The organism is Flavobacterium sp., assembly GCF_034111225.1.
Taxonomy (GTDB): Bacteria; Bacteroidota; Bacteroidia; order Flavobacteriales; family Flavobacteriaceae; genus Flavobacterium.
The window spans coordinates 583,093-608,848 of the sequence record NZ_JAWUXR010000011.1 but is presented as its reverse complement, the minus strand read 5'-3'; the positions used below and the strand labels follow the sequence as shown (position 1 = coordinate 608,848).

Annotated in this window: 26 protein-coding genes and 1 riboswitch; of the genes, 13 read left to right on the top strand and 13 right to left on the bottom strand. The window is 30.6% G+C overall.

Annotated elements, in window-relative coordinates; all coding sequences use genetic code 11:
- A partial coding sequence (locus UXY25_RS08130) for a hypothetical protein (RefSeq protein WP_320815499.1) occupies positions 1–417 on the top strand: 417 nt, incomplete at its 5' end.
- A gap of 81 nt (positions 418–498) precedes the next feature.
- On the opposite strand, the gene ahcY is transcribed toward UXY25_RS08130, so the two are convergent.
- Positions 499–1,815, bottom strand: a complete 1,317-nt coding sequence (ahcY, locus tag UXY25_RS08125; RefSeq protein ID WP_320815498.1) for an adenosylhomocysteinase — start codon at positions 1,813–1,815, stop codon at positions 499–501.
- Between the two features lie 128 nt (positions 1,816–1,943).
- Between ahcY and UXY25_RS08120 the strand changes: the two genes are divergently transcribed.
- The 6 genes from UXY25_RS08120 (at position 1,944) to UXY25_RS08095 (ending at position 8,193) form a co-directional block, all read left to right on the top strand.
- Entirely contained in the window at positions 1,944–2,573 is a 630-nt protein-coding gene (locus UXY25_RS08120; protein WP_320815497.1) for a 4'-phosphopantetheinyl transferase family protein, read from the top strand.
- Position 2,574: 1 nt separating this feature from the next.
- Complete coding sequence (locus UXY25_RS08115; protein WP_320815496.1) at positions 2,575–3,294, top strand: geranylgeranylglyceryl/heptaprenylglyceryl phosphate synthase; 720 nt, start codon at positions 2,575–2,577, stop codon at positions 3,292–3,294.
- Positions 3,288–3,902 (top strand): nicotinamide riboside transporter PnuC, encoded by a 615-nt coding sequence (gene pnuC / locus UXY25_RS08110; protein ID WP_320815495.1) that lies wholly within the window; start codon positions 3,288–3,290, stop codon positions 3,900–3,902. Before UXY25_RS08115 ends, pnuC begins: the two co-directional genes overlap by 7 nt.
- Positions 3,872–5,407, top strand: coding sequence for a DUF4301 family protein (locus UXY25_RS08105; protein ID WP_320815494.1), 1,536 nt, complete (start codon positions 3,872–3,874; stop codon positions 5,405–5,407). The genes pnuC and UXY25_RS08105 overlap by 31 nt, the downstream gene beginning before the upstream one ends.
- Positions 5,400–5,801, top strand: a complete 402-nt coding sequence (gene arfB, locus UXY25_RS08100) for an alternative ribosome rescue aminoacyl-tRNA hydrolase ArfB (protein ID WP_320815493.1) — start codon at positions 5,400–5,402, stop codon at positions 5,799–5,801. The genes UXY25_RS08105 and arfB overlap by 8 nt, the downstream gene beginning before the upstream one ends.
- 40 nt (positions 5,802–5,841) lie before the next feature.
- Positions 5,842–5,936, top strand: a riboswitch (TPP riboswitch).
- Between the two features lie 82 nt (positions 5,937–6,018).
- Positions 6,019–8,193 carry a TonB-dependent receptor gene (locus UXY25_RS08095; protein WP_320815492.1) on the top strand — a complete coding sequence of 725 codons (2,175 nt, stop codon included), beginning with the start codon at positions 6,019–6,021 and terminating at the stop codon, positions 8,191–8,193.
- Positions 8,194–8,249: 56 nt separating this feature from the next.
- Here UXY25_RS08095 and UXY25_RS08090 read toward each other — a convergent pair whose 3' ends face one another.
- Positions 8,250–8,675, bottom strand: coding sequence for a hypothetical protein (locus UXY25_RS08090; protein WP_320815491.1), 426 nt, complete (start codon positions 8,673–8,675; stop codon positions 8,250–8,252).
- Between the two features lie 134 nt (positions 8,676–8,809).
- On the opposite strand from UXY25_RS08090, the gene greA reads away from it, so the two are divergent.
- Together greA and UXY25_RS08080 are read left to right on the top strand one after the other, a co-directional pair.
- Positions 8,810–9,286 (top strand): transcription elongation factor GreA, encoded by a 477-nt coding sequence (gene greA / locus UXY25_RS08085; protein WP_320815490.1) that lies wholly within the window; start codon positions 8,810–8,812, stop codon positions 9,284–9,286.
- Between the two features lie 3 nt (positions 9,287–9,289).
- Complete coding sequence (locus UXY25_RS08080; protein WP_320815489.1) at positions 9,290–9,679, top strand: HIT family protein; 390 nt, start codon at positions 9,290–9,292, stop codon at positions 9,677–9,679.
- Between the two features lie 37 nt (positions 9,680–9,716).
- Here UXY25_RS08080 and UXY25_RS08075 read toward each other — a convergent pair whose 3' ends face one another.
- Positions 9,717–10,865: a HAMP domain-containing sensor histidine kinase gene (locus UXY25_RS08075; RefSeq protein ID WP_320815488.1), complete on the bottom strand. Its 1,149-nt coding sequence runs from the start codon at positions 10,863–10,865 to the stop codon at positions 9,717–9,719.
- A 92-nt stretch (positions 10,866–10,957) separates the two neighbouring features.
- Here UXY25_RS08075 and UXY25_RS08070 point away from each other — a divergent pair, with 92 nt between their 5' ends.
- The 4 genes from UXY25_RS08070 to UXY25_RS08055 all read left to right on the top strand — a co-directional run bounded on the left by UXY25_RS08070 (position 10,958) and on the right by UXY25_RS08055 (position 13,536).
- Positions 10,958–11,833 (top strand): flavin reductase family protein, encoded by an 876-nt coding sequence (locus tag UXY25_RS08070; RefSeq protein ID WP_320815487.1) that lies wholly within the window; start codon positions 10,958–10,960, stop codon positions 11,831–11,833.
- A gap of 12 nt (positions 11,834–11,845) precedes the next feature.
- The gene (locus UXY25_RS08065; protein ID WP_320815486.1) at positions 11,846–12,220 is read left to right on the top strand and encodes a DUF3127 domain-containing protein; all 375 of its coding nucleotides are present in this window, start codon (positions 11,846–11,848) and stop codon (positions 12,218–12,220) included.
- Positions 12,221–12,340: 120 nt separating this feature from the next.
- The gene (gene aat, locus UXY25_RS08060) at positions 12,341–12,976 is read left to right on the top strand and encodes a leucyl/phenylalanyl-tRNA--protein transferase (RefSeq protein WP_320815485.1); all 636 of its coding nucleotides are present in this window, start codon (positions 12,341–12,343) and stop codon (positions 12,974–12,976) included.
- Positions 12,977–13,068: 92 nt separating this feature from the next.
- Positions 13,069–13,536, top strand: coding sequence for a hypothetical protein (locus UXY25_RS08055; protein ID WP_320815484.1), 468 nt, complete (start codon positions 13,069–13,071; stop codon positions 13,534–13,536).
- A 60-nt stretch (positions 13,537–13,596) separates the two neighbouring features.
- On the opposite strand, the gene UXY25_RS08050 is transcribed toward UXY25_RS08055, so the two are convergent.
- The 10 genes from UXY25_RS08050 to UXY25_RS08005 all read right to left on the bottom strand — a co-directional run bounded on the left by UXY25_RS08050 (position 13,597) and on the right by UXY25_RS08005 (position 25,751).
- Positions 13,597–13,809, bottom strand: coding sequence for a VF530 family DNA-binding protein (locus UXY25_RS08050; RefSeq protein ID WP_414601374.1), 213 nt, complete (start codon positions 13,807–13,809; stop codon positions 13,597–13,599).
- A gap of 1 nt (position 13,810) precedes the next feature.
- Positions 13,811–14,389: a DNA-3-methyladenine glycosylase I gene (locus UXY25_RS08045; RefSeq protein ID WP_320815483.1), complete on the bottom strand. Its 579-nt coding sequence runs from the start codon at positions 14,387–14,389 to the stop codon at positions 13,811–13,813.
- The gene (locus UXY25_RS08040; RefSeq protein ID WP_320815482.1) at positions 14,379–18,068 is read right to left on the bottom strand and encodes a TraB/GumN family protein; all 3,690 of its coding nucleotides are present in this window, start codon (positions 18,066–18,068) and stop codon (positions 14,379–14,381) included. The genes UXY25_RS08045 and UXY25_RS08040 overlap by 11 nt, the downstream gene beginning before the upstream one ends.
- Positions 18,069–18,186: 118 nt before the next feature.
- Positions 18,187–19,008: a translation elongation factor Ts gene (gene tsf / locus UXY25_RS08035; protein ID WP_320815481.1), complete on the bottom strand. Its 822-nt coding sequence runs from the start codon at positions 19,006–19,008 to the stop codon at positions 18,187–18,189.
- Between the two features lie 110 nt (positions 19,009–19,118).
- On the bottom strand, positions 19,119–19,928 hold the full coding sequence (gene rpsB, locus UXY25_RS08030) for a 30S ribosomal protein S2 (RefSeq protein ID WP_320815480.1): 810 nt from the start codon (positions 19,926–19,928) through the stop codon (positions 19,119–19,121).
- A 180-nt stretch (positions 19,929–20,108) separates the two neighbouring features.
- Complete coding sequence (gene rpsI, locus UXY25_RS08025; protein ID WP_320815479.1) at positions 20,109–20,495, bottom strand: 30S ribosomal protein S9; 387 nt, start codon at positions 20,493–20,495, stop codon at positions 20,109–20,111.
- Positions 20,495–20,950 (bottom strand): 50S ribosomal protein L13, encoded by a 456-nt coding sequence (gene rplM / locus UXY25_RS08020; RefSeq protein ID WP_320815510.1) that lies wholly within the window; start codon positions 20,948–20,950, stop codon positions 20,495–20,497. The genes rpsI and rplM overlap by 1 nt, the downstream gene beginning before the upstream one ends.
- Positions 20,951–21,068: 118 nt before the next feature.
- On the bottom strand, positions 21,069–22,379 hold the full coding sequence (locus tag UXY25_RS08015; protein ID WP_320815478.1) for a serine hydrolase domain-containing protein: 1,311 nt from the start codon (positions 22,377–22,379) through the stop codon (positions 21,069–21,071).
- Positions 22,380–22,426: 47 nt separating this feature from the next.
- Positions 22,427–25,279 (bottom strand): DNA polymerase I, encoded by a 2,853-nt coding sequence (gene polA, locus UXY25_RS08010; protein WP_320815477.1) that lies wholly within the window; start codon positions 25,277–25,279, stop codon positions 22,427–22,429.
- Position 25,280: 1 nt separating this feature from the next.
- Positions 25,281–25,751 carry a hypothetical protein gene (locus UXY25_RS08005; RefSeq protein ID WP_320815476.1) on the bottom strand — a complete coding sequence of 157 codons (471 nt, stop codon included), beginning with the start codon at positions 25,749–25,751 and terminating at the stop codon, positions 25,281–25,283.
- Between the last annotated feature and the right edge of the window lie 5 nt (positions 25,752–25,756).

Genomic DNA, 25,756 nt, shown 5'->3' with positions numbered 1-25,756 from the left:
GCTTTTGGTACCTCTAGAGCCACAAGTGATTTAAAGAAAAGAGCTGAAATGCTTAAAAAAGCTGTTTTGGTTACCCCAAATGCTGATTTAAATTTATTGAATGAAATCGATAAAATTTTGAGTGATTTGAAACTTGTTGATATTAAATTAAACGGTGATAAAAGCATTAAGAAAAGAGAGTTCGAAACGGCACCATCCATAACAGATAGGGTAGGCCAAATCGTTTGGTATGTCTATAATTCAACTTCTGCTCCAACTCAAACGCAACGTGATAGTTACAGAGTGGCGGGGGAGACATTTAAAGCACTGTTAGCTGACTTGAATGTGACTTCAGTTAACCTAGACTCTGTTCATGATAAATTGGAGCAGAGTAAAGCTCCTTACGTTCCGGGTAAAATTCCTAATTGGGATTTTTAGGGCGAATAAAAATTCTTATAACAAGAAAAAAGGCGAACCATTTGGTTCGCCTTTTTTTTGAGAATAACTATTAACTAGTTATTAATATCTGTAGTAATCAGGTTTAAATGGTCCTTCAACCGTAACGCCGATATATTCAGCTTGATCAGGTCTAAGTTCTGTTAACTCAACACCAATTTTAGCTAAATGTAGCATGGCTACTTTTTCATCTAAATGTTTTGGTAACATATACACTTCATTTTTGTAAGCAGCAGTATTAGTCCATAACTCTAATTGAGCTAATGTTTGGTTTGTAAATGAATTACTCATTACAAAACTTGGGTGACCTGTAGCACAACCTAAGTTTACTAAACGTCCTTCAGCTAAAATAATAATATCTTTTCCAGCGATAGTGTATTTATCCACCTGTGGTTTGATTTCAACTTTAGAAGCGCCATGAGTTTTGTTTAACCAAGCCATGTCGATTTCGTTATCGAAGTGGCCAATGTTACAAACGATAGTTTTATCTTTCATTTGTTCAAAGTGCGAACCTAAAATGATGTCTTTATTTCCAGTAGTTGTAATGATGATATCTGCATTTCCAACAACCGTGTCTAATCTTTTAACTTCAAAACCGTCCATTGCAGCTTGTAAAGCACAAATTGGGTCAATTTCAGTAACTGTTACAATAGAACCTGCACCTTTAAATGAAGCAGCAGTTCCTTTTCCAACATCTCCGTAACCACAAACCACAACCCTTTTACCAGCTAACATAATATCTGTTGCTCTACGAACTGCATCAACTGCAGATTCTTTACAACCGTATTTGTTATCAAATTTAGATTTAGTAACTGAATCGTTTACGTTGATTGCTGGAACATGTAAAGTTCCGTTTTGCATTCTTTCGTATAAACGGTGAACACCAGTAGTTGTTTCTTCAGATAAACCTTTAATGTCAGCAATTAATTCGGGAAAACGGTCAAAAACCATATTCGTTAAATCTCCACCATCATCAAGAATCATGTTTAACGGTTTTCTGTCTTCACCAAACCATAAAGTTTGTTCAATACACCAATCAAAATCTTCTTCGTTTAAACCTTTCCAAGCATAAACTGGAATTCCAGCAGCAGCAATAGCAGCAGCAGCATGATCTTGAGTTGAGAAAATATTACAAGAAGACCAAGTAACATCAGCTCCAAGAGCAACTAAAGTTTCAATTAAAACAGCAGTTTGTATAGTCATGTGTAAACACCCAGCAATACGTGCTCCTTTTAAAGGTTGACTTGCGCCAAACTCAGTTCTTAATGCCATTAAACCTGGCATTTCAGCTTCAGCTAACTCAATTTCTTTTCTTCCCCAGTCCGCTAAAGTAATGTCTTTTACTTTATAAGGCACATAAGTTGTTGTATTTGAACTCATCTATTATGTATATTTGTATTATTAAATAAGAATGCAAAGGTACTAATTTCCTTTTTATTTTTTAAATAAATGCCTTATTTTGTGAAATGTTTAATAAGTTAATGCTTTGAACTTCAACCTTATATTTAATGCCTTTTTATAAAAAAATACAAGTAAATGCCTTAACTTCAGTTCTTATATGGAAAATTGAAGAAGATTTTAATGAGTTGTTTCGTCAAGTTAGGTTAAAAGATGTTTCACTTGCTAGACTTGAAAAAATGAAATCTGAAAGTCATCAAAATGGCTTTTTGAGCATTAGACGTTTGTTGAAAACAGCGGGTTATTCGGACTTTGATTTGTTTTATGATGAAGAGGGAAAACCTAATTTAATCGATGGAAAAAAAATATCGATAACCCATTCAAATAATTTTTCAGCTATTATTATTGGAAATGAAAACGTAGGCATTGATATAGAATTACAAAGAGAGAAAATTGTTAGAATTGCAGATAAGTTTGTGGGTTATGAATTTGATTACTTAGATAAAAACGCATCTGATTATATAAAGAAATTAACAGTAATTTGGGGAGCTAAAGAAGCAAAATATAAAATGTGTGATTCTAGAAGTTTGAGTTTCAAAGATGATATGAAAGTGTTTTCTTTTGATTTAATAGATGGAAACGGGAAAGCTTCAGTCGAACAGAATGAATTTGAAAAAGAGTTTTGTTTTTTCTTTGAAGAATTTGAAAACTTCACATTGGTTTACGCATTAGAAAAATAGAATGAAAGAGTTGTATAAAAATATTTTACAAGCCAAAAAAGAGCGCAAAAAATTACTTGCTATTTTATTAGACCCTGATAAAATTGAATTGAAAAATGTAAATGATTTGGTTGCAAAAATCAATCAATCACCAGCTACTCATGTTTTAGTAGGAGGAAGTATTGTTGAAAATAATATTATAGACGATTTAATTATTCAATTGAAAGAACAATGTAATTTACCAATTTTATTATTTCCAGGTAATCCCTCTCAAATATCAGACAAGGCAGATGGAATTTTGTTTTTAAGTTTACTATCAGGAAGAAATGCAAATTATTTAATAGAACATCAAGTTAATGCGGTGCCCATTTTAGAAAAAACCAATTTGGAGATTATTTCTACAGGTTATTTGTTAATTGAAAGTGGAGCTATAACTGCTGTCGAACGTGTAAGCGGAACAAAGCCTTTAGATAGAAGCAATATTAATTATGTATGTCAAACAGCTAAAGCAGGTGAGTTATTAGGTAATAAACTCATTTATTTAGAAGCAGGAAGTGGAGCGCAGAAAGTAGTTCCGTTAGAGATGATTAATAAAGTTGCTAATACTATTCAAGTTCCGTTGATTGTTGGAGGCGGCATTCGTTCTAAACAAGCAATTGATGAAGCTTTTAATGCAGGGGCTGATATGGTAGTAATTGGAACTGCATTTGAAAACGATAATACTTTTTTTAAATCATGTTAGAGTTTTTGTTTTCGCAATACAGTGAATATGCAACAATTGATATAGTTCTAGAAATTATTGCAGTATTATTCGGATTAACGAGTGTTTTTTATGCCAAGAGTAATAATATTTTGGTTTACCCAACAGGATTAGTGAGTACAATTATTTATGTTTATTTACTGAATAAATGGGGTTTAATTGGGGATATGCTTATTAATGGCTATTATGCCTCCATGAGTGTGTACGGATGGTTTCTTTGGACAAGAAAAAAGGATTCTCAAGTAGAATATCCAATATCTTGGATGACTAAAAAAGAACAACGAAGTGCTTTAGTTATTTTTATACTAACAATTCTTTTTGTAATATTGGTATATAATTGGTTCAATAAATTTAATGATTGGACAGCTTATGTAGATACATTTACTACAGGTGTTTTCTTTGTAGGAATGTGGCTTATGGCAAAACGTAAAATTGAAAATTGGTTGTTATGGATTGTGGGAGATATTATTTCCATTCCATTGTATTTCTATAAAGGATTTACTTTTTCAAGTTTACAATTTTTAATATTTACAATAGTTGCCATTTTTGGCTATTTAGAATGGAAGAGAATTTTACAGAAGAAGATTTAAGATATATTGAAAAAAGAGGGAATTCATTAATGAAAGTAAGACAGCAATTGTTTTACTTTAAAAATGGTATTCCAATGATAGATCTTGTTAAACCTGCAATAGTAGGGGATGGTATTATGTCTCTAAGTCAAAATGAAGTTGAAGAATATTCTATTTTTTTCAACAACCATAAATCTAATTACACTATCGAAAAATTTGTACCTGCTTCAGGTGCAGCTTCAAGAATGTTCAAGTTTCTAATCGAATTTTTAAATGAATTTGATATAAATACAGACACAATTAATAGTTATATCAATAAAAAAGGAAATCAAGACTTATCTATTTTTATTTTTGGATTGAAAAATTTTCCTTTTTATAGAGAGCTTAAAGGTAAAACTATAGAGTTATATCCGGAATTCTATTCTTTTTTTACAGATAAAAAGCAATATTTTTTAATTAAAACATTATTAAGTGAAGAAGGGTTGAACTTCACTCAAAAGCCAAAAGGGATACTGCCTTTTCATATAAGTGATGCAAAGATTATCACACCTATTGAAGAAAATATTATTGAAGCAAATTTCTATAAAAAGAATGATGTCAAAACTAAAATTCATTTTACAATAAACGAGGAATTTCAAAATGAATTTGAGGCAATAGTCAGCCAGTTTAAAGATTTTGAAATTGATTATTCTTACCAAAATTCAAATTCAGATACTATAGCTGTTAATCCTGATAACTCATTATTTCGATTAGAAGATAATTCTTTGTTTTTTAGACCTGGAGGTCATGGTGCGTTAATTGATAATTTGAATCAGTTAAAGTCAGATTTTGTTTTTTTAAAAAACATTGACAATGTATCTCTAAATAACAGAAGCTTAATTGTAGATTACAAAAAAGTTTTAGGTGCAATTATTATAAAAATACAAAGTAGAATTTTCGAATATTTAAATGATTTGGAAACGAAAGATTTGTCTGAAAAAGATCTTGATGAATTAATACTTTTTACTGAAAATGAATTATCCTTTCCTTTACCAGAAGATTTTAAATATTTCAAAAAGTCATATAAGAATGAATACTTGGTAAAAGTCTTAAATAGACCTATTCGAGTGTGCGGGATGGTAAAGAATGAAGGTGAGCCAGGTGGTGGTCCTTTTTGGACAAAAGATCAAAAAGGAAGGCAAACGCTTCAAATAGTAGAATCGTCTCAAGTGGATGTTTTAAATGAAAATCAAATTAATATTTTGAAATCTGCAACTCACTTCAATCCTGTTGATATTGTTTGTGCTGTTTATAATTATAAAGGGCAAAAATTCAACTTAGTTGATTTTGTAGACCACAATGCAGCATTTATTACAGAGAAAACTAAGAATGGTAAGCCAATCAGGGCATTTGAATTACCAGGTTTATGGAATGGCGCAATGGCAAAATGGACCACTATTTTTGTTGAGGTTCCTTTGGAAACTTTTAATCCTGTAAAAACAGTAAACGATTTATTAAAATCAGCACATCAATCATTAGATGAATAAAGAATTAATCATTAATGAATTAGATTTCAAAGCGGTTAGAAGTAGTGGAGCCGGTGGGCAAAACGTAAACAAGGTTTCTTCAAAAGTTGTACTTACTTTTGACTTAGAAAAATCATCAGCAATATCTGAAGATGAAAAAGAGTTGTTGAAGAATAAATTATCCTCAAAATTAACACAGAACAATATTCTTATTTTAAATTGTGATGAAGATAGAAGTCAGGTTAAAAATAAGTCCATTGTAATTAAAAGATTTTTCTCAATTATTGAAAAAGGTCTCCATAAGCCTAAGATAAGAAGAACAACAAAAGCACCACGAAGAGTTAAGGAAAAGAGACTTAATTCTAAGAAAATTATGAGTGTTTTAAAGCAAAATCGAAAAAAACCTAATTTTTAAAAAATTAAATTGAAACTTTAAACTAAAGTAGTACTTTTGCACTGTCTCAAAGGGGTGCTCTAAATAACGAGCTGAGATTATACCCATAGAACCTGGGCAGGTAATGCTGCCAAGGAAAATGACAAAATACTAATGTGCACGTTGGTATAAGTCTATTAACACAATTTAATTTTAAAAAAAGAATAATTACCCCTTTTATTCGTAACTAATTTTACGAATGAAAACTTTATTCAAAAAAAAACAAACTAAAAGTGTTTTAAAGCTAAGTCTTTTCGCTTTTTTCCTTTCACTCTTTTCTTACGCACAAAAGCAGCCAGTCGATTCTTTAAAGGTAAACAACCTAAAAGAAGTAACAGTCTTGTCTGTTAGGGCAACAGAAAAAACACCTATTACATTTTCAAATGTTTCTAAAGAGCAAATTGAGCCAAGAAATTTGGGTCAAGACATTCCTGTGCTTTTAAATTACTTACCATCAGTAGTTACTACTACCGATGCTGGTAATGGAGTAGGTTATACCTCAATGAGAGTGCGTGGTTCAGATGGATCAAGAATTAACGTTACCTTAAATGGAGTTCCTTTTAATGATAGTGAAAGTCATGGGACATTTTTTGTGAATTTGCCAGATTTTGCTTCTTCATTAGAGAGCGTTCAACTACAAAGAGGAGTGGGAACGTCAACTAATGGAGCAGGTGCATTTGGAGCCAGTTTAAATATGGAAACAAAGTCTTATCAACTGCAATCTCATGCTGAAATTTCAAATTCTGCAGGTAGTTTTGGAACAAGAAAGCATACTTTATCTTTCGGGACTGGCTTGCATAATAATTTCGAATTTAACGGAAGAGTTTCTCAAATTGCATCAGATGGGTATATTGATAGAGCTTCTTCAAACATGTTTGGGTATTTTTTTAATGCTAATTATGTAAAAGAAAATACTTTGATAAAACTTATTGCCTTTGGCGGTAAAGAAAAAACATACCAAGCTTGGTATGGTCTAGAAGATTTAGATAAGTTAGAAAACGATAGGACTTATAATTCAGCAGGTTTGTATTTTGACGAATTCGGTAATGAACAATTTTATGATGATGAAACCGATAATTATTGGCAAAATCATTTTCAATTGCATTGGTCTGAAAAGTGGTCTGAAAAGTGGAATTCAAACTTGGCGTTGCATTATACTCTGGGAAAAGGGTATTATAAGCAATATAAAGAAGATCAAACATTTTCTGATTATGGTTTAAGTGATTTTGGAGTTAATTCAATAACAGATTTAATTCGAAAAAGATGGTTAGATAATGATTTTTTTGGAACAACCTTTTCTTTAAATTACAATACTCATGAAACCAATATTCAATTAGGTGGAGCCGCTAATAGGTACTTAGGTAAGCATTATGGTGAAGTAGTATGGACGCAATATTATATACCTGGCAACAATAGGTACTATAATACTTTTGGAAACAAAGATGATGTAAATGTATATGCAAAATTATCTCAAGATGTCTCTTCAAAGATGAATATTTTTGCTGATTTACAATATCGTCTTGTGTACTATCAAGCAAGTGGAGTTCAAGCGACAGATGTTAATGATACGTTTCGTTTTTTTAATCCTAAAGTTGGTGCCAACTTTAAAATTAACCTTTCAAATTCTATTTATGCTTATGCAGGTGTTGCTAACAAAGAGCCGAGAAGAGATGATTATGAAAATGAAAGCACAAAACCTGAACGATTAATTGATTTTGAATTAGGTTGGAAGTACAATACAAGTAAGGTTAAAGTAAATGCAAATGCTTTTTATATGGATTATAAAGATCAATTGGTATTGACAGGCGCTTTGAATAATGTAGGAGCTCCAATATTTACTAATAGTGGAAAAAGTTACCGCTTAGGGTTGGAAGTAGATGCGCTAATAAAAATATTTGATAATTTATTATTTCAGCCAAATGTAACTTTAAGTCAAAATAAAAATAAAGATTTTTATTTTGAAAGAGATGGGGTTTTAACTAATTTAGGAAATACCAATATTGCTTTTTCTCCTGAAATCGTTGGTGGTGGAAATATTACTTTTTTACCTATTAAAAATCTGCAAGTAAGTTTGTTGGGTAAGTTTGTTGGAAAACAATATATGGGAAATATAGATTCTGAAAATTCTACACTTAGTGACTATACTGTTTTAGATTTCAATGCTAATTACGATTGGAAAATTAATAAAGGCATAAAGTCAATTGTTTTTTCTGCATTAGTTAATAATATACTAGACAGAAAATATGAATCAAATGGTTATTTCTACACATATGATGATACATGGAGTGGTCCAGGAACAACCACAATAGAAGGAACAGGTTACTATCCTCAAGCAGGAGTGAATCTCCTTTTAGGAATGACCTTAAAATTTTAAAATTAGTTCAGTCAGTTTAAAGTTAAATCCCTGTAAGATTCGTTTTGCAGGGATTTTTAATTGTAAACCTTTAAACTTGTTGAACTAATTTTTTGTACTCTATATTGTTTCATAGGATATTGTTGTCCTGGAGCCTGACCACTAAAAAAACTGTATTCAGCTCCGTCACAAGAACATAAAGCTTTAATGCCGTTAATTGTCATTGTTGAGCAACTGCTTAAGGCTTGGTTTGGACAAGCAGCATCAAATGCAACATAGTTTTCATTTCCAGTGTTGAAAACAAAAATGCCTCTTATTCCTGCTCCAGCGTTATTAATATATACTGCATTTGCAGGATATATTAACTGGCTGTATTGAGGTAAATTTAAATTTATAGTAGTTGAAAATCCATAATTAGGTAAATACGGATTATTGTTATTAAAAGAATCATTACTACAACTTAAAATTAGTGGTAATAAAATTAGTGTTAAGTATTTTTTCATAATTACAAATTTAAATTAAATTTAATAAAGTAATTGAGAAGCTAAATTAAATTTAAAAATTATTTTAGTATCTTTGTTATAAGGAATCCCATTTATTATGTGGGATTCTTTCTATTTATATAAACGATGAAGTTATGAGTGATATATCATATTATACAGCAGAAGGATTAAAAAAATTAAGAGACGAATTAGACTACTTAAAGAGCATTGAGCGCCCTAAAGCTTCACAAGACATTGCCGACGCAAGAGACAAAGGCGATTTGTCTGAAAATGCAGAGTATGACGCAGCAAAAGAGGCGCAAGGATTATTAGAAATGAAAATTTCTAAAATGGAAGGTGTTGTAGCTAATGCAAGGTTAATTGACGAATCTCAATTAGATCTTTCAAAAGTACTTGTTTTGTCAACTGTAAAAATTAAGAATCAAGTTAACGGTATGGAGATGATTTATACTTTAGTTGCTGAAAGCGAAGCCGATTTAAAATCAGGTAAAATTTCGGTAACTTCTCCAATAGGTAAAGGTTTATTAGGAAAAAGTGTAGGCGATGTTGCTGAAATTAGTATTCCTAATGGAGTTATTAAGTTTGATATTGTTGAAATTACAAGAAACTAAAATATGGCAAGTATTTTTACTAAAATTGTAAACGGAGAGATTCCATGTTATAAAATTGCTGAAGATGAAAATTTCTTAGCTTTTTTAGATGTTAATCCTAATGCAAAAGGACATGCGCTTTGTATTCCAAAACAAGAAATCAATAAGATTTTTGACATGGAAGAAGATTTGTATATGGGTTTAATGGCTTTTTCTAGAAAAGTAGCAAAAGCACTTGAAAAAACAATTGAATGTAAAAGAGTAGGTGTTGCCGTTGTAGGTCTAGAAGTTCCACATGTACATGTTCATTTAATTCCTCTTCAAGATATGGATGATATGCGTTTTCAACGAAAAGCAAGTTTGTCTTCAGAAGAATTTGAAAATATAGCCAAACAAATTAGTTTGAATTTATAAAACAAAATCCCGATACGTCGGGATTTTGTTTTATAATCTATTTTGCTTTAAAAGTCAGCTGCATAGTTGTTCCTCTCCCAATTTCAGATTGCGCAACTTTTATTCTCCCTTTATGGTACTCTTGAACAATTCTTTTGGTTAACGACAAACCTAATCCCCAACCTCTTTTTTTAGTGGTAAAACCAGGTTCAAATACTTTGTTGAATTGGTTTTTTGGAATTCCTTTTCCAGAATCTTTAATTTTTAATTTCACTATATTATTTGATTCTTCAATTGTAATGTTTAGGCTTCCTTTTCCTTTCATTGCATCAATGGCGTTTTTAATTAAGTTTTCAATGGTCCAACTATGTAATGCTGAATTCAATTCAATATAAACAGGTTCTTTAGGAACATTAATAGTAAAAACAACTTGTTTAGAAGTTCTAGTTTTTAAATATTCAATTGAGCTTAAAGTTTCTTCTACAAAATCTTTTCTCTCTAAAATAGGTTCAGATCCTATTTTTGAAAAACGTTCTGTAATGGTTTGAAGTCTGTCAATGTCTTTCTCAATTTCATATAAAGTACTTTCCTCTACATTTTCCATTTTCAGTAGTTCAAGCCAACCAATTAATGAAGATAAAGGTGTTCCAATTTGATGCGCAGTTTCTTTTGCCATTCCAGCCCATAATTTATTTTGGGTTGCCATTTTCGTAGCGCGATAAAAGTTGTAAACAACAGCTCCAAAAAGAATGATGATTAATAAAAGAGCAATAGGGTAATATTTCAACTTGTTTAATAAAGGTGAATTTCCATAATATAATAACTGATAATTATTTTCAGAAAGCTCCATTTTAATAGCTTTATTTTCTGCCTTTATGGAAATAAGTTTGCTTTGAAGAGTTAAGCTATCTTTAGAAACTTTCTCGTCAATATTATTGAAATTAATAATCCTCCCATTAATATCGGTAACAATCATTGGGCTAGATGTGTTCCTTGCAATAATTTCAAAAGGCAAGTCAACATCGGTATTTTCATTAGCATTAGCTAATGTTTTTTGAGCAGTTGCCCACAGTTCCATTTTAGTCCTTTCTTCAACTTTAAAAATTTGAAAAAAGTTATAGGTATTCCATAAAATCAAAATTACAATGAAAAATGATGCTAAAATAATGAACCAACGTGAAATATTTCGTTTTTCGGAAAACTGCATAAATAGGATTTGTTAGTAAAAATACTAAAAATGTATCAACTTATACGCTTCTAAATTATTTCAAAAAAGTATCTTTGTAAAAACTTTTTAACATGTTGTCAATCAACCCAAAAGAAATAGCACCTGCAAAATTACAAGGTTATTTACAAAGTGCCGTTGCACCAAGACCTATTGCATTTGCTAGCACACTCGATGAAAATGGTACGCCAAATTTATCGCCATTTAGTTTTTTTAACGTATTCAGTTCGAATCCGCCTATATTGATATTTTCACCTGCTCGTAGAGTAAGGAATAATACTGTAAAGCATACTTTGATAAACGTTCAAAATACTAAAGAGGTTGTAATTAATATTGTTAATTATGATATTGTTCAACAAGCATCTCTTTCAAGTACAGAATATGCAGATGGAGTAAATGAATTTGAAAAGGCTGGTTTAACGATGCTTGCTTCTGATGTTGTAAAGCCGTTTAGAGTTGCCGAGAGTCCAGTTCAGTTTGAATGTAAGGTAAATGACGTTATTGCGCTTGGTGATCAAGGTGGAGCAGGTAATTTAGTGATTTGTGAAGTTGTGAGAATTCATATCAATGAAGCGGTTTTAGATGAGAATGGAATGATAGACCAACACAAAATTGATTTGGTTGCACGTATGGGTGCCAATTGGTATTCACGTTCAAATGTTGGAATGTTTGAAGTTGAAAAACCTTTATCAACTTTGGGAATAGGAGTTGATAACGTTCCAGAGCTTGTAAAACAAAGCCCTATTTTTAACGGTAATGATTTGGGTAAATTAGGAAATATCGAAGCTGTTCCTACAGAAGAAGAAATTGCTATATTTGTAAAAGAAAATTTTGAGATAAAAGGAGTTTTAAGTGCAGATGATGCTCAAAAACAATTAGAGAAAGCAAAAGAATATTTAGATAAGAATGAAGTGCTAACCGCTTGGAAAGTACTTTTAGCAAAACAATAAATTAATAGTAAGATGGAAGTAACAGGAAAAATTAAATTAGTTAATGACGTACAACAAATTAGTGCTTCATTTAAAAAAAGAGAATTAGTTGTAACAACTGATGAGCAATATCCTCAAATGATAATGATTGAGTTTACTCAAGATAAATGCGACTTGTTAAACAGCTACAATGTTGGAGAACCAGTTAAAGTTTCAATTAATTTAAGAGGTAGAGAGTGGATTAACCCTCAAGGTGAAGCTAAATATTTCAACTCTATTCAAGGATGGAGAATTGAAAAATTACAAGAGCAAGCGCCTGCTGGAAATGTTCCTCCAATGCCAGCTGCTGATGCTTTTGAGCCAGCAACTAATTTTAAAGAAGAAGAACACGACGATTTACCTTTTTAATTGAAGATTAATAAGTAAACCATAAATAATTAAATTCCAAATTCCAAAAGTCTTTAAAATGACGTTTATTGGAATTTGGATTTTTTTTTGAAGTTGTAATTGATTTTTGAAAATGAACAAATGTATTTTTTAACTAAAGAACTATATTTTCCGTCTGTAGAAGAAACTACTCCTGAAGGCATATTGGCTGTTGGTGGCGATTTGTCCCCCGAACGATTAATGCTGGCTTATAATAGCGGAATTTTCCCTTGGTTTGAAGATGATGAGCCTATTTTATGGTGGTCTCCAGAAGAACGAATGGTGTTGTTTTTTGAATATTTGAAAATTTCAAAAAGCATGCGAAGTATTTTAAAAAAAGGTGAATTTAAGGTGACTTTTAATAAAGATTTTAAAGCTGTAATTACCAATTGTCAAAGTGTAAAACGAGAAGGCCAAAATGGCACTTGGATTACAGAAGATATGATAAATGCATATTGCAAGTTACACGAATTGGGTTTTGCTAAATCTGTTGAGGTATGGAAAGACAATGAACTTGTGGGTGGTTTGTATGGAATTGATTTAGGAGATGTTTTTTGCGGTGAAAGTATGTTTTCAAAAGTTTCAAATGCAAGTAAAATTGCATTTATAACACTAGCTCAAAAATTAGAAAAAGCTAATTATAAATTTATTGATTGCCAAGTGCACAATAACCATTTAGAAAGTTTAGGTTGTGTAGAAATTGACCGTGAAGAATTTATAGCAATTTTAAATTACTGATAATTAACTGCTTAATTCGACCTGAGTGGTTAATTTAATTTTTTGGCACAATAATTGGAATTTATATTCAATAAACAATTAATGAAAAAATTATGAATCCAGTATATTTAAATAATTTCGTAACAAAAATAAAGATCACTTTTGCTTTTTTGTTTTTATTAGCACTTCAAGGTAATGCTCAAATAGGAGTTAGTATTAATATAAATTCTCATCCTAGTTATGATAGGGAATATGAACGTCATAATCATTATGAAGATGTAGAATATTACTATTATCCTGAAATTGAGGCTTATTTTGATGTTCGTTCATCAGTTTATATTTATTTTGATCAAGGAAGATGGGTTAGATCTAGAAACTTACCAAGATATTATAGTAATTATGATGTTTACAGAGGGTATAAAGTTGTTATAGATTATCGTGGAAGAGACCCTTATAGTCATTTTCATGCTCATAAAAAAACATATAATCGTAAACAATATAGTTCATGTTGTGATAGAAAATATAAACATAAAGGTCATAAAAAACACAAAAAAAATCATCATAATGGACATGATGATTAGTAAAAAAATTAAAATAATAAAAAAGGGATTGTTTGATATCAAACAATCCCTTTTTTATACTTAAAACTTTGGCAAAGTTCTAATGTATAATTCTTCTACCTTTGTTCTTGCCCAGTCCGTTTTTCGTAAGAAAGTAAGGCTAGACTTAACAGATGCTTTTTCTTTAAAACATTTAATGTTTATCAATTCTCCTAAAGTGTCAAAGCCATAGAAATCTACTAATTGTTCTACAATAGCTTTTAATGTTTTTCCGTGTAATGGATCGTTACTCATTTTAATTATTTTTTTGGGTAAAACAATCTGCAACATGATCGTTTACCATTCCTGTTGCTTGTATGTGTGCATAAACTACTGTTGAACCCACAAATTTAAACCCGCGTTTTTTCAAATCTTTACTCAATGCATCTGAAAGTGGTGTAGTGGCTGGGACATCTTTTAAAGTTTGAGGTTTGTTGTCAATTGGTTTGCCTTCAACAAAAGCCCAAATGTATTTTGAGAAACTTCCAAATTCTTCCTGAACTTTAATAAAAGCTTGCGCATTACTTACTGCAGATTTAATTTTCAATTGGTTTCTGATAATTCCAGTATCTTCAATTAAAATTTGCAATTTCTTGTCGTTATAGGAAGCTACTTTTTTCACATCGAATTTATCAAATGCTTTTCTGAAATTTTCTCTTTTCTTTAAAATAGTGTGCCAACTTAAGCCTGCTTGAAACGTTTCTAAAATTAAAAATTCAAACAAAGTTGCATCATCATAAACTGGTTTCCCCCATTCATTATCGTGATAATTTCTATATAAATCATCTTTTTCGCACCAAGCGCACCTGATTTTGTTTTCTTTATTAATACTCATCATCATACTCATCTACATATTCATCACTTAATTTTCCATGAGTTACTCTTATATGGTCTTGATTTAAAGATTCGTCTATTTTCTTTTTTATGATAGCTTCAATTTCATCTTCTTCTAAATAACTTTCTTCTCCTAATACTTGAAATGCATTTATAATTAGGTTGTCGTTATTGGTAACAAAGGCTATTCCTGTTATTTTTTCTTTTTTGTAATTATATGAATCTTCATTAATTGATGTTTTTTTGAAAAAGAAGTATTTAATATCGGTATTATTAAACCTCATTTTTTTTGTGGAATAGATTGATAACGCATGTTTTTTAGGGTCTATACTTTCAAAATAAGTTAGTGCACATTTGGCAACATCTTCACTGCCAAAAATGTTGATTAATTCTTTTTGCTTTGTGTGGTAAAGCATTTGAATACCTCTAAATTTAATTTTTGGGTTTGATAGTATTTTTGAAGCTAACAAATTTTCAATACGCTTGTCGTTTTTTAATTGAAGTCTAGCAATTGCTAAATCGATTTCATCAATTTCTAACTTTTGTGCTTTATTGAATAATTCTGCTATTGTTTTTTCGCCTCTAGATGAATATAAAATATTTAAGTATCCTTCAAAATCTGAAGTTGGTGCAGAATCATCATATGTGTCTTCTGCATCTTTAATCAGCTGTTTGTTTTTCCAACTGGTAAGTCTTTTTGCTTCTAACTTGGCATTGGTTAAAAGCATTTTTTTGAATGACTTTAATTTTTTTGGATTTACCATCTCACTATTTATCAATTGATTTGTTAATTCAATTATTGGATTATGGTATTCTTGAATACTATAAAATTGGAAAACATCTGGAAATAATACCTGACTGTTTTCTAAATCTCCTTCAAAATAATTAAATAACCCTCTAATTTCATAACTGCTATCTGATATAGGCAAATCATACTCTAAAAGAGATAATATCATTTTATATGCTTCTTTGTTTTTTTGGAGTGTTAAGGCTCTTAAAACAGATAATTGTAATACGGTATTTACATTTGGTTTTTTATAAACACTTTCTAAAAACGGAATCACTTTTGGAGACTTTACTCTTCCAAGCTTTTCATATAAATCGCCCAAAATTTCAGTTTCATCATTATTAAATTTAAAGTTTGAAAGAAAGTATTGAAATTTTTGTAAATCTTCTTCTTTTAACGATAAATAATGAATTGATTTTAACGCCGAAAACCTTATGCTATCATGTTTGCTCATAGCATCATTCATGAAAATACTTAATTTATTTTCAAAGACGCTATTTTTATAAATAGTGTCTAAAAGAGTAAATGAATTGAATGTTTTCTCAATAAATGAACTTTCATTTTTATAATTATTGTCTACTAATGTTTTTATAACATAGAAAGTTCCATCTCTAAAAACGGCTTTGTATTTTATGGCTTGTTTTGAGTTTTCTTTAGAAACTAAAGCATTATATGTACTAATATTCGTTTTAGAATCAGTTTCGATATTTTCAGAAACAATAGTTAATTTAGGTTCTTTTTTCTTGTTTCTAAAAACAATATCTTCCCATCTCGATACCTTATAGTTCGATTGGTTTGTATTGTTGTTTTCTATAGCTTCAGTAACAGATAGGTGTTCAAGATCTTCGTTACCATTATCTGCAGTAAACTTCCTGGTAATAATTTTTCTATAATTGGCCCAAATAGAGTCAATACTTACTTCGCTTTCGTATTTATGGTATTGGTTGTAGTTAAGTTCTATTAAATTTCCTGTTGACGATAAGAACTCATAGTTTTTATAGTTTGAAGTAAAATAATTCTTCTTTTTTGAAGAGTTGTTGTTTTTCTCAGTTATAAAATCTAAATGTTCGTTTTGTTTTTTTGGAATTTCAATTTTAAATTGTGCAATAGTGTCTGTAAATGTTCTGTATTCCTCATTGTTTAAAGTGGGCATAAATACAAAAGAGTCGAAAAATTTATTTGTATTTTCTTTACTGGCATTTACTGTTCCTAATAAATAATATTTATTACCATTCATTAATGTTTTTAATTCTATTTCTTTTTCTCCAATTTTAGATTTTGAAGTAAAATAAAAATTATCATTATCAAAATGAGTGTAAGTTGAATCTAAATTATGTTGGTTGTAAAATTCATATTGAATTCGCTTAAGTTCAAACTTCGTGTCTTCTAAATTATAATTATCTTGAAGTGTTTTTTCAATTAGAATATAATTGGCGTCTTCTTTTTTGTCATACGCAATTATTTTCATGTCATCATTGCCTTTTAAATTGGCTTTGTTGCCTGAAAAACTATAATAAGAAGGAACCTGAACTTGGTAACTTCCTTTTAAAGGATTGATGATTTCCCACGACTCATTATTTTCTTTTAAAGTTATTTGTGAATATATTTCTTCTTCAAAAATTCTTACATATTCACCTTCACCACCCATCATTATTGAAATAATTTCTATGGGAGTTATATAGTATCTATAGTGTTGAGCGTTTCCTGTTTTAGTTTTATTTTTTATGTCATAAACTAAATAATTTTTTTCATTATATGTTTTTTTCGAAATAATTTCTCCAGGAATATTTTCGTAAAATAAACTATCTAAAGTTTTTGGGTTAAAGGTTTTGTTGTTTTTATTTAAGAAGTCGTTTAAATAGGTTCTTTTGAAGTTAATATAACCGCCATTAGCTAGGTCTGGTGATTCAATGTTTTCGTTTGATTCTAAAACTACATCAAAAACTGGGAATGTTACCATTCCGTCTGCTGTAGTTTTTAATTTCAATTCTGGCTTGATGAAATTTTCTTCAATTTTCTTTTTTAAAGCTTTCCCTTTTTCGGTATAGTTATCAAAAACAGGAGATACTTTATATCCTTTTTCTCTTAACATTTCAATGACTCCCTTTTTTCCTGGTAAATGAGCCGCCCCAATTGCACTAAACAAGCTCCCTTGTTTCATGTTTATCTCCATATTACTTACCATTTCAATATTTCTATCAAATAAAAGCGCTTTTATATAGTTTTTAGGTGAAGATAAAACAGTTAGAGAATCAATCATGTCTAAATCTTTTTCTCTGTAGAAATCTACTAAAGCTTCATTATAAGGCTTGTTTTTTAATATCTTTAATATGGCTTGATAATTCTTTTCTACTTCAGAATTATCCATTTCTGCCTCTGCTTTCATGATGTTAATTGTAGAGTTCTTGACATCTTCTAAGCCAATGGTTTTTTTATTATATTTTCTACCCGTTCTATAAATAAACATATCTAAATATGTTTCCTCTTGGTATTCTTTATTAGATTCGGTAGTTCTAGACAATAAGCCTATTAAATTATAGTTAGAACTTTGAAATAGAGAATGTAGGTCGTTTTTTTCTAAAGGAGTAAGGTAAAAGTGGGTGTAGAAAGCTTTGTTTTTAGTATAGCTGCTGTAAAAACTAAATAAGTCAAATAACTCTGTCCAAGTTCTTGGTTCACTTTCATTTGCAATAATATCTGCATTTAATAAATGTGTATAAAATGCATCTGATAAATGATAAGAAACTTTATCGCTAACATGCATTGTTCCATAAATATAGGAGTTTTTTTCTAAGCCATTCCCGCTGACTTCCCACAATAAACTTTGGTATTTTTTTTCTTGAGCAAATGAAGAAAAATAGAATAGACTTAAAAAGAAGATGTAATTTTTCAAGAATTGTAAATTTAGATTTGTTTCTACCAAATATACAATTTGTTTTTTCTGTTTTAAAAAAATATGCCTTAATTCTAAAAAGAATTAAGGCATAAATATTTTTTAATTTTCAGGAAAATTACCCTAAAGCAACTCTTTTAAATCCTGTAACTGTTAAACCTGCATCTACAGATTTTACATAGTTAGCAACACTCATAGAACTATCTTTAATAAAGTCTTGATTTACTAAGGTATTGTCTTTGTAGAAACGTTGGATTTTACCTTTAGAAATGTTGTCTAACATTGCTTCTGGTTTTCCTTCTGCTCTTAATTGCTCTTTTGCAATTTCAATTTCTTTTTCAATGATTGCAGCATCAACACCTTCTTCGTTTAACGCGATAGGGTTCATTGCAGCAGCTTGCATTGCAATATTTTTTGCAGCTTCATCGCCACCAGCAACATTTGCAGATAATGCTACTAGAGTAGCAATTTTACCTGAGTGGATGTAAGAACCAATAAAAGCACCTTCTAAACGTTCGAAAGAACCAATTTCAATTTTTTCACCAATTACACCAGTTTGCTCAATTAATTTTTCTGAAACCGAAAGCCCATTAAAATCAGAAGCTAAAAATTCTTCTTTAGATGAGAATTTTAACGCTTGATTAGCTAATTCAGTTGCTAATTTTACAAAAGTATCATTTTTACCTACGAAGTCAGTTTCACAATTTAATGTAATTGCAACTCCAGCAGTGTTGTCTGCGTTTAAAACAGCAATTGCAGCACCTTCAGTAGATTCTCTATCTGAACGATTTGCAGCAACTTTTTGACCTTTTTTACGTAAGTTTTCGATAGCTAATTCAAAATCACCATCAGCTTCAACTAATGCTTTTTTGCAATCCATCATACCAGCACCTGTAGCTGTTCTTAATTTATTTACGTCTGCAGCAGTAATATTTGCCATAACTTTTATTTGTTTTAAATTATAAAATTCCAAAAAGCAAATTCCATATTATTTTAAAAATGAATCTAAAATGTATGTTGGAATTTGCTTCTGGAATTTATAAAGATTTATTATTCTTTTATTTCAGTAGCTTTTGCTTCTGTAGCCTTTTCTTCTGTAGCTTTAGCTTCAGCAACTTCTTTTTTAGGAGCAGCTTCTTTAGGAGCGTCATCTTGCTCATCTTTTTCAGTTTTTCTTTCAGAAAGACCTTCAATGATTGCAGCAGTTACATGTGAAAGAATTTTATCGATTGATTTAGAAGCATCATCATTTGATGGTATAACAAAGTCAATTGGACGTGGATCCGAGTTTGTATCAACCATTGCAAAAATTGGAATGTTTAATTTCTGAGCTTCTTTAATCGCGATATGTTCAGCTTTAATATCTACTACAAATAATGCAGCAGGAAGTCTTGACATATCAGATATTGAACCTAAGTTCTTTTCTAATTTAGCACGTAAACGATCTACTTGTAAACGTTCTTTTTTAGATAAAGTTAAGAATGTACCGTCTTTTTTCATTCTATCAATAGTAGCCATTTTTTTAACAGCTTTTCTAATAGTAACAAAGTTAGTTAACATTCCACCAGGCCATCTTTCAGTGATGTAAGGCATGTTACAAGCAGCAGCTTTCTCAGCTACAATATCTTTAGCTTGTTTTTTGGTAGCAACGAAAAGTACTTTTCTACCAGATGCAGCAATTTTTTTCAAAGCATCATTAGCCTCTTCAATTTTAGCTGCAGTTTTGTATAGGTTTATGATATGGATACCATTACGTTCCATATAAATATAAGGAGCCATGTTTGGGTCCCATTTACGAGTCATGTGTCCGAAATGTACACCAGCCTCCAATAAGTCTTTAACTTCTATGTTGTTTGTCATTTTGTAATAGTTTACGTTCCGTTGATTAGCAATTTTCAAGTAGTTACTTGCGTTAGTCTTGAAAATTTAGATGCTAAACTAATTCCCTTTTTTATTAAAGGAATATCGACAACTGTGTTTTTAAATTCAATTTTGTTTGTAAAAATCTGTTTGAAAAATAATTCAAACCAATTCGAAATATTAACGTTTCGAGAATTGGAATTTTTTTCTTGCTTTTTTCTGTCCAAATTTCTTACGTTCTACCATTCTTGGATCTCTTGTTAGTAATCCTTCTGGTTTCAATATAGATCTGTTTTCAGCATCTACTTCACACATAACGCGTGCTAATGCCATTCTTACAGCTTCTGCTTGTCCTGTAGAACCTCCTCCGTAAACATTTACTTTAATGTCAAAGTTTTCTGCATTTTCTGTCATTGCTAACGGTTGCATAACTTTGTACTGTAAAGTAGCTGTTGGGAAATAAGTTGTAAATTCTTTTTTGTTTACTGTGATTTTTCCTGTTCCTTCTGAAACATAAACACGAGCAACTGCGGTTTTTCTTCTACCGATTTTGTGAATAACTCCCATTATTTAAGATCGTTTAGATTAATGGTTTTAGGTTTTTGAGCGCCATGTGTGTGCTCAGAACCTACAAATACATTTAAATTACGGAATAATTCAGAACCAACTTTAGTTTTTGGTAACATTCCTTTAATAGCTTTTTCTACTAATAATGCAGGATTTTTCTCTTGCATAACTTTAGCAGTTAAACTTCTTTGTCCTCCTGGGTAACCTGTGTGGCGAATGTATGTCTTCTCCTCTAGTTTGTTACCTGTAAGGTTAATTTTCTCTGCGTTGATAACGATTACGTTATCCCCACCGTCCACGTGTGGTGTAAAACTTGGTTTGTGCTTACCTCTTAAAAGTATTGCTACTTTTGAAGCAAAACGACCTAAGTTATGACCTTCAGCATCTACAACAAGCCATTCTTTTTGAACAGTTGCTTTGTTTGCTGACACAGTCTTGTAGCTTAATGCGTCCATAATATTATTTAAATTAAACATTCCTTCCCAATTAAGGGAGTGCAAAAGTACAACTATTTATTTATTATACAAACACCTATTTTGAATATTTTCTTATGTATATCATTTAGAATCTGCACTATTCTTCTAAATTAAAATTTAATTTTTGCCCTCCTTGGTTTAATATAAATGATTTTTCACCAAATTCTATTTCAATTCGTGCTGCTTGAAATACAAATGTATTTTCGTTTTTTTGAGTTAGAGGAAATGCACTTTGACCTGTAGCTTGTGCTAATAACTGGCCATCTTTTCCAAACACAGTTATTTTTAAAGGAATGTCTTTAGATGAATAAACACCTGAAATTTCTTTAATTTTTTCTGGATTAATTTTTTCGAAACTTGGAAATGGAAATGGCATTTTATAATAAATGCTTAAGATTCCAATCATTATATCGTTTCTGTTAAAGTTGTCTCCGTTTACAACTAATGAAATTCCAACTTTCTCAGTTGGATAATATCCTACAACAGACCTAAAGCTTTCAATCCCTCCAGTATGACCGTAAAATTTTCTTTCTCCAAAAGGCATTTGAATAAGCGCTTTTCCGTAGCTGTCTTTTATTTCTTTCATGCTTTCTAAAGAACTTTTTTTGACCAATTTCCCTTCAAAAAGCTCATATAAAAATGCAGTTAAGTCATTTGGTGTAGAAATTACAGCTCCAGCTGCATAAGCGATGTCGTTTTTCCATTCTTCTGTTTTCTCCCATTTTGTACCGTCAAATAGATAAGAATAACTTTCTTTATTAGAAATGTTGACTTGCTCGCTTGGGTAATATGTGTTTTTTAAATTAATTTTTTTAACGATTCGGGTTTCTAAATTTTCGGCAAACGATTTTTTTGTAATCGTTTCAATAATGCTTCCAAGTAGATAGTAATTTGAATTACTGTATTCAAACTTTGTGTTTGGTTCAGCGATTGATTTATAGTTTGCTATTTTGTTTAAAATAGTTTGTTTTAAATCAGGTTTGTCTAGTTCTTCTTGCGAAAGTGAATCTTGATTGATGTAATCTTTTATTCCTGATCTATGATGAAGTAAATCTTCAATTGAAATTTGATCTGCGTTTTCAATTTTCGGAAAATATTTAGAAAGTTTGGTTTCTAATCGTAATTTTTTTTCTTCGATTAACTGCATAGTAATTACAGCTGTAAAAATTTTAGAAATAGAGCCTACTTTATATTTTGTTTCGTTATCTGCTTTTATTTTTTGATCAGCATCAGCAAAACCATATCCTTTTGAAAAAACAACTTTGTCTCCTTCTCGAATCGAAATCGACCCCATGAACTTATCATTCTTATTTAAATAATTTAATAAACTATCTATCTTATGGTAGCGATTTTGTGCAACTAAACTAGTTGATAAAGCTAAAACAAATAATAAAAGTATTTTTTTCATGAAGTTTAATTTTATATTAGACAAATTGAATAAAGAAATGTTACATATTAATGTGCTTCTAGCCAATCTTTTCCTAATCCTAAATCAACGATTAATGGTACATCTAATATAAAAGCATTTTCCATTTCTTGTTTAATCATAGGTTTGATTTTTTCTAATTCGCTATTGTGAACATCAAAAACTAATTCATCATGCACTTGTAATAACATTTTAGATTTCCAATTTTCAGTAATTAATCGTTTGTGAATGTTAATCATTGCAATTTTAATAATATCGGCAGCACTTCCTTGAATAGGAGCATTAACTGCATTTCTCTCTGCGCCACCACGAACCATTGCATTTGCCGAATTAATATCTTTTAAATAACGACGTCTGCCTAAAACCGTTTGTACGTAGCCATTGTCTCGAGCAAAATCTACTTGTTCAGACATGTATGCTTTTAGTTTTGGATACGTTTTATAATATGCCTCAATAAGATCTGCACTTTCGCTACGTGATAAATCGGTTTGATTGCTCAATCCAAAAGCAGAAACACCATATATAATTCCAAAATTTACTGTTTTTGCATTACTACGTTGTTCTTTTGTAACTTCTTCTAAAGGAACATTAAATACTTTTGAAGCTGTTGAACGGTGAATATCTTCCCCGTCTTGAAATGCTTTTATCATATTGTCTTCGCCAGATAAAGCAGCAATAATACGTAGCTCTATTTGCGAATAATCGGCAGCTAATAAAGTGTGATTTTCATCTCGAGCAATAAATGCTTTACGAATTTGTCTTCCTCTTTCGGTACGAATTGGAATATTCTGTAAATTAGGATTATTCGAACTCAAACGTCCGGTTGCAGCTACAGCTTGCATATAATCGGTATGAACACGTCCTGTTTTTACATCTACCTGATTAGGCAAGGCGTCCACATAAGTGTTTTGTAGTTTTATTAATTGGCGCCATTCTAAAATATAACGTACAATTTCATTGTCTTTGGCTAAATAACTTAAAATTTCTTCACCAGTTGCGTACTGACCAGTTTTGGTTTTCTTTTGTTTTGGTCCGCCAATTTTGAGTTTATCAAATAAAACATCTCCAAGTTGTTTTGGCGAAGCCAAATTAAATGTTTCGCCAGCAATTTCGAATATTTTAGCTTGAAAATCATCTATTTCTACTTGCATGTCAGTAGACATTGATTTTAAAAAGTCAACATCTAAACGAATGCCTTCGCGTTCCATAGCAGCAAGAACTTCTACCAAAGGAATTTCAATTTCGTCAAATAATTTTTTGGTTCCCACTTTCTCTAAAATAGGTTGGAAGTGTTCTTTTAATTGGAACGTAATGTCTGCGTCTTCAACAGCATATTCTTTAACTTCTTCAACTGCTATATCGCGCATTGATTTTTGATTCTTCCCTTTTTTTCCAATTAATTCTTCAATACTTTTAGGAGCATATTTTAAATAAGTTTCACTTAAAATGTCCATATTATGACGCATGTCTGGATTAATTAAATAATGCGCAATCATGGTGTCAAATAATTTTCCTTTTACATAAACGCCATAATTTGCTAATATTTTTAAATCGTACTTTAAGTTTTGCCCAATTTTCTCAATGTTTTCATTTTCAAAAAACGGAAGTAATTTTTGAATTAGAATTTTAGCTTCTTCTTGATTTTCAGGGAATGGAATATAAAATCCTTTTCCTTTTTCATATGAAAATGCAATTCCAACTAATTCAGCATTCAAAGCGTCTAATCCAGTAGTTTCTGTATCAAAACAAACAGAGGTTTGTTTTTCCAAATTTTGCAAAAGCAATTTTAAAGCTAGATCTCCTTGTATAGTTTGGTAAAAATGCTCGGTATTTTCTAATGTTGCGTAATATGATTGTTCGGTTGTATTTGAAGTGTCTTCATCGGTAAAGCCAAATAAATCAAATTGCTCTTCATTTTTTGGAGCTAATTTTTTCGCTGGCTTTGGTGTTTCCTCATTAGAGCCGTTTCCGTTTGTGTTTATTTCATCATAATCACTTCCGTCTTTAAATAGTTTATCGAATTGCTCTTGCATTCTTCTGAATTCTAATTCATGGAAAAGCGCTTCTGTTTTCTCTACATCTGGTTTTGATAATTCATAATCTTTTTCATCAAATTGAACCGGACAATCTAATAGTATAGTTGCAAGTACTTTAGATAAAATTCCCTTTTCTTTATTCGCTTCAATGTTTTCTTTCATTTTTCCTTTCAGCTCATGTGTGTTTGCTAAAAGGTTTTCCATAGAACCGTATTCGGCTAAAAATTTCTTTGCCGTTTTTTCACCAACACCTGGTAATCCAGGAATATTATCGGCAGAGTCTCCCATCATTCCAAGGAAATCAATTACCTGTAATGGATTTTTAATTTCAAACTTGGCTAACACTTCAGGAACTCCCCAAATTTCAATTCCATTACCCATACGGGCTGGTTTGTACATGAAAATATTTTCAGAAACCAATTGGGCAAAGTCTTTATCGGGTGTAACCATGAAAACTTGATAATTCTCTTTTTCAGCTTGTTTTGCAATAGTTCCTATTAAATCATCGGCTTCAAAGCCCGCAACTTCTATAATAGGAATGTGCATTGCTTTTAATAATGCTTGAATATAAGGAACAGCTATTTTTATAGCTTCAGGCGTAGCATCTCTATTGGCTTTGTACTCTGGGAACATTTCGTTTCTAATGTCGCTTCCTCCTTTGTCAAATGCTACTGCTAAATGATCTGGTTTTTCTCTTTTAATTACGTCCATTAACGAATTCATGAAACCCATAATGGCTGATGTGTCCATTCCTTTAGAATTGATTCTTGGGTTTTTTATAAAAGCATAGTAACCTCTAAAAATTAAGGCATACGCATCAAGCAGAAATAATCGTTTTTGTGACATATTAAAAAGTTATAGTTAGTCCAATTCCGTTTTGAAAAGGGGTTAATTTGATATCATATAAAACAACTTTTTTATTTTGATTTTCAATTTCTTCATTCATTAATAAAACAGCTTTCTTGATTTTTTTTTGATATCCTATTTTAATGGGTATAGATATTAAAGTAGCAATGACTCCATAGCCAGATGTTAATGCGACTGTTGTTTCGTTTCCTTCTTTAGATACTTCGTACAGAGCATATCCTGAACTTAAAAGGCCAGTATATAATAAGAAGTTACCTGTTGTTTTCTTTGCAATTCCTTTTTTATATAATTTAATTATTTCTGGATTGCTATTAAAATACATATCGATATCTGACCCGTTAAGTTTTCTGTCATTTTCGTAAACTCTTCCTCCAAATTTATATGTGTACGAATTTTGGGCCATTATAAATAAAGGAGTAAATAAAAAGAAAAGTAATATTGTTTTTTTCATTTTCT

Excerpts from the sequence above, each read along its gene's own strand:
- rpsI (WP_320815479.1), bottom strand. The coding sequence starts at position 20,495 with ATGGGAGTTATTCACAAAATCGGTAGAAGAAAAACCGCAGTTGCTCGT.
- arfB (WP_320815493.1), top strand. The coding sequence starts at position 5,400 with ATGAATAAAGAATTAATCATTAATGAATTAGATTTCAAAGCGGTTAGA.
- UXY25_RS08080 (WP_320815489.1), top strand. The coding sequence starts at position 9,290 with ATGGCAAGTATTTTTACTAAAATTGTAAACGGAGAGATTCCATGTTAT.
- ahcY (WP_320815498.1), bottom strand. The coding sequence starts at position 1,815 with ATGAGTTCAAATACAACAACTTATGTGCCTTATAAAGTAAAAGACATT.
- UXY25_RS08070 (WP_320815487.1), top strand. The coding sequence starts at position 10,958 with ATGTTGTCAATCAACCCAAAAGAAATAGCACCTGCAAAATTACAAGGT.
- UXY25_RS08105 (WP_320815494.1), top strand. The coding sequence starts at position 3,872 with ATGGAAGAGAATTTTACAGAAGAAGATTTAAGATATATTGAAAAAAGA.
- rpsB (WP_320815480.1), bottom strand. The coding sequence starts at position 19,928 with ATGACAAACAACATAGAAGTTAAAGACTTATTGGAGGCTGGTGTACAT.
- UXY25_RS08075 (WP_320815488.1), bottom strand. The coding sequence starts at position 10,865 with ATGCAGTTTTCCGAAAAACGAAATATTTCACGTTGGTTCATTATTTTA.
- UXY25_RS08045 (WP_320815483.1), bottom strand. The coding sequence starts at position 14,389 with ATGAGTATTAATAAAGAAAACAAAATCAGGTGCGCTTGGTGCGAAAAA.
- UXY25_RS08015 (WP_320815478.1), bottom strand. The coding sequence starts at position 22,379 with ATGAAAAAAATACTTTTATTATTTGTTTTAGCTTTATCAACTAGTTTA.
- UXY25_RS08055 (WP_320815484.1), top strand. The coding sequence starts at position 13,069 with ATGAATCCAGTATATTTAAATAATTTCGTAACAAAAATAAAGATCACT.
- UXY25_RS08065 (WP_320815486.1), top strand. The coding sequence starts at position 11,846 with ATGGAAGTAACAGGAAAAATTAAATTAGTTAATGACGTACAACAAATT.
- UXY25_RS08095 (WP_320815492.1), top strand. The coding sequence starts at position 6,019 with ATGAAAACTTTATTCAAAAAAAAACAAACTAAAAGTGTTTTAAAGCTA.
- UXY25_RS08050 (WP_414601374.1), bottom strand. The coding sequence starts at position 13,809 with ATGAGTAACGATCCATTACACGGAAAAACATTAAAAGCTATTGTAGAA.
- UXY25_RS08090 (WP_320815491.1), bottom strand. The coding sequence starts at position 8,675 with ATGAAAAAATACTTAACACTAATTTTATTACCACTAATTTTAAGTTGT.
- polA (WP_320815477.1), bottom strand. The coding sequence starts at position 25,279 with ATGTCACAAAAACGATTATTTCTGCTTGATGCGTATGCCTTAATTTTT.
- rplM (WP_320815510.1), bottom strand. The coding sequence starts at position 20,950 with ATGGACGCATTAAGCTACAAGACTGTGTCAGCAAACAAAGCAACTGTT.
- aat (WP_320815485.1), top strand. The coding sequence starts at position 12,341 with ATGTATTTTTTAACTAAAGAACTATATTTTCCGTCTGTAGAAGAAACT.
- UXY25_RS08115 (WP_320815496.1), top strand. The coding sequence starts at position 2,575 with ATGAAAGAGTTGTATAAAAATATTTTACAAGCCAAAAAAGAGCGCAAA.
- UXY25_RS08005 (WP_320815476.1), bottom strand. The coding sequence starts at position 25,751 with ATGAAAAAAACAATATTACTTTTCTTTTTATTTACTCCTTTATTTATA.
- pnuC (WP_320815495.1), top strand. The coding sequence starts at position 3,288 with ATGTTAGAGTTTTTGTTTTCGCAATACAGTGAATATGCAACAATTGAT.
- UXY25_RS08120 (WP_320815497.1), top strand. The coding sequence starts at position 1,944 with ATGCCTTTTTATAAAAAAATACAAGTAAATGCCTTAACTTCAGTTCTT.
- tsf (WP_320815481.1), bottom strand. The coding sequence starts at position 19,008 with ATGGCAAATATTACTGCTGCAGACGTAAATAAATTAAGAACAGCTACA.
- greA (WP_320815490.1), top strand. The coding sequence starts at position 8,810 with ATGAGTGATATATCATATTATACAGCAGAAGGATTAAAAAAATTAAGA.